This is a genomic window from Pseudoalteromonas sp. S558, assembly GCF_005886635.1.
In the GTDB taxonomy this organism is placed as follows: domain Bacteria; phylum Pseudomonadota; class Gammaproteobacteria; order Enterobacterales; family Alteromonadaceae; genus Pseudoalteromonas; species Pseudoalteromonas aliena.
In genome coordinates, this window is record NZ_PNDU01000041.1 from 1 (window position 1) to 3006 (window position 3006).

Consider the following 3006-nt stretch of genomic DNA (forward strand, 5'->3'; position numbering starts at 1 on the left):
ATTGGCTATTTATGGGGAATAACCACACTACATAAGCTCTGCCTTGCCTAAAAACCAAATACACTGCTGCAAATTCACCCACCAAAGATGAACACGCCCTAATATGTCGCGCGGTGTATTTGCAAACATCCTACATACCTCAGCAAGAACACTCGAAAACTGGGAACAAGGGCGCAGCGCACCTAATGGCCAAGCAATAACATTGCTAAAGCTTGTGCAGCGTCATCCTGAGACCTTGGATCATATAGCTGAGTTATAGAGCTTTACGAAGCCCGTCTAGGTAAGTGAGTAGTTTAGATAAACTCTGCGTTATTTCTTTTAATAGGTAAAAGAAAGGCATGATTTTTTGAAGTTCAGTCACTGTGAAAGTTATGGAGTAGTCAAAACTGATTTTTTTGCTTCTCTGAATGCGATAAAAGCGTCAATACTAAATCTGCTCGCAATAACAATCCCACTTACTGGTATTACTATCGAGAAATCATTTATATTCGAGTGTTCAGTTTCTTTTTCGCTACTGCTATTGAAGTACTCCTCATAATGCGAGTAGTAATTATTGTTGAAAATGATCTTCTTTTTTTCATCTACATAACCACTCAACAGAGGTAGGAGTGTTATATATTTTATTTCACCAGATTCAAAGTCAGGAGTCTCCGGTAAGCCTATGTAGACCTTATTACAATCTAACTCGATCCTTATAGGAGTAACTTCAATAGTGGAATTAACAACAAGCATTTCTAGATCGTTGGCTATTGAAGTCAATGATTTATAGACAGATTCTTTATCTGAGAACAATCTGCAAAGTAGGATATGTAAATAGCAATATATAAATGCCATTATAAAGATAATAAATGCTTTTATTTCAGCCAAATTTGTAATGTTTTGCTCAATAAATGTTAGTTCAGATGTGTATTTAACATTATCTACTACAATGGAAGGCAGATCGTAAAAGTCAATAAGTAGCCAAGTAAAAGTCGCTAATAATAAAAAAACGACTCCAGATAAACCAGCTTTGAAATAGATATGATAACCAGAGCTCCGAACTAAACGAAGTCGACGATGAGGATGATAGCTTTGATAAAAGTAGCCCAATATCAACACAACGCCTAAAATTAAGGCTCCCATAAAATCCTTTTTTATTTTGTAGCTTGTTTGCTATCGTTTAGTTTTTTTAACTTATCAATCTGAGTTTTAATCTTTGTGCGAACAACTTCATTATCTAAATTTAAACTTACTATTCCGTCTTTATCAATATTGACAGTTTCTAGTTGCTCTTTTTTGTACTGGTTGCTGCTTAGTAGTTGAAATAACATATTACATCCTCTATTAATTGCGGATAGAGTTTTACATGTTCGTATAAACTTTACCACCACTAATAACTATTACCATGGGATTGCAAATTATGCAAATTATGCTTTTATAGCAATTATCTGCTGCGAATGGTAAATTTCAGATAAGTTTTGTTAAACCTAACTCAGCTTTTTTATAGCTCTATTTATCCCATCTAAACTCAGCGCATACGTGCGGTTGTTCATTAACTTAACGCGGTAAGTCGGGTTGTTTCTGGTAAATTCATCATTTTTGTCGGATGGCGTGGCTTTGCCACTTATCCGACCTACATCAAAAGGTAGGTTGGTTAAGCCGAAGGCGCCACCCAACAGAGTTTCAGATAAACGCCTTGAGGGTCCGCTACTGGAACTGAACTGTCGTTAATTCGCATCTAACTCAGCTCTTTTATCGCTCTACTTATTCCATCCAAGCTCAGCGCATACATGCGATTGTTCATTAACTCTTTTATAAAGCCAATCGATTGATAGTACTGCCAGTGTTCAACCGGTTGTGGGTTGAGCCAGGCGACTTTATCAAAGTGGTTTGTGACACGTTGTAACCATGCACTGCCGGGCTCTTCGTTGTAATGTTCTACCGAACCGCCGGGGTAGGCTATTTCGTAAGGGCCCATAGTGGCATCGCCAACAAATATGACTTTATAGTCGCTGGTGAATTTATTTATCAGCGTCATGGTGTCGATGATGTTTGAATGGCGGCGCGCGTTGTCTTGCCAAACATGCTCGTATAAACAGTTATGAAAGTAGTAAAACTCTAAGTGTTTAAATTCGCTATGGGCTGCGCTAAATAATTCTTCGCAGGTATGAATGTAGTCATCCATTGAGCCGCCAATATCAAACAGCATCAATACTTTTACGGCATTGTGGCGTTCGGGTGCCATTTTTACATCAAGCATGCCGCCTTGTTTAGCTGTCGCGCGAATGGTCTCGTTTAAATCAAGCGTGTCGCTTGCGCCAGTGCGGGCAAACTTACGCAGTTTTTTTAGGGCGAGTTTAATAGTACGCGAACCAATTTCTCTGTCGGTGTCGAGGTTTTTGTATTCTCGTTTATCCCACACTTTTACCGCTTGGCGGTTACGGTTGCCGTCTTGCCCTATGCGCACGCCTTCTGGGTTATAGCCGTATGCACCAAAAGGTGATGTGCCGCCAGTGCCCACCCATTTATTGCCACCTGCGTGGCGTTTTTGTTGCTCTTCTAAACGCTCTTTTAGGGTTTTCATAAGCTCATCGAGCCCGCCCATGGCTTTAAGTTGGGCTTTTTCTTCATCGCTTAGGTTTTTTTCAAACTCTTTACGTAGCCAGTCTTCAGGTAAGTTGTGCTGTTGCTTTAAGCTCTCGAGCAAATCAAGATCGGCAATACCGCTAAAGTAGTCGCTAAAGGCTTTGTCGAATCGGTCAAAGTGCGTTTCGTCTTTTACCATTATGGTGCGTGCTAAATGGTAAAAGGCGTCTACGTCGGCAAATATAACGCCTTTTTTTAAGGCGTTAATTAAGTCTAGTAACTCGCGCAAGCTCACAGGTAAACGGTATTCACGTAATTTGAAAAAAAATGCAATCAACATATAAGGGCCTGTTTATCTTTCGAGGTTAAATTTGCAGCAGTGTGTTTGGTATTTAGGCAAGGCAGAGCCTATGTAGTTTGGTTATTCCACATAAATAGGCC

3 protein-coding genes and 1 pseudogene are annotated in these 3006 nt (G+C 39.7%); 1 reads left to right on the plus strand and 3 read right to left on the minus strand.

Going from position 1 to position 3006, the window contains the following annotated elements:
• Window positions 1-100 precede the first annotated feature (100 nt).
• Window positions 101-259: pseudogene (locus CWB66_RS03415) on the plus strand (helix-turn-helix domain-containing protein); the annotation flags it as partial.
• A gap of 110 nt (window positions 260-369) precedes the next feature.
• Here CWB66_RS03415 and CWB66_RS03420 read toward each other — a convergent pair.
• The 3 genes from CWB66_RS03420 to CWB66_RS03430 all read right to left on the minus strand — a co-directional run bounded on the left by CWB66_RS03420 (window position 370) and on the right by CWB66_RS03430 (window position 2905).
• Window positions 370-1122: a hypothetical protein gene (locus tag CWB66_RS03420; RefSeq protein ID WP_138584342.1), complete on the minus strand. Its 753-nt coding sequence runs from the start codon at window positions 1120-1122 to the stop codon at window positions 370-372.
• Between the two features lie 11 nt (window positions 1123-1133).
• Window positions 1134-1310: a hypothetical protein gene (locus CWB66_RS22180; protein ID WP_171037455.1), complete on the minus strand. Its 177-nt coding sequence runs from the start codon at window positions 1308-1310 to the stop codon at window positions 1134-1136.
• A gap of 407 nt (window positions 1311-1717) precedes the next feature.
• The gene (locus tag CWB66_RS03430; RefSeq protein WP_138584344.1) at window positions 1718-2905 is read right to left on the minus strand and encodes a vWA domain-containing protein; all 1188 of its coding nucleotides are present in this window, start codon (window positions 2903-2905) and stop codon (window positions 1718-1720) included.
• Window positions 2906-3006 lie beyond the last annotated feature (101 nt).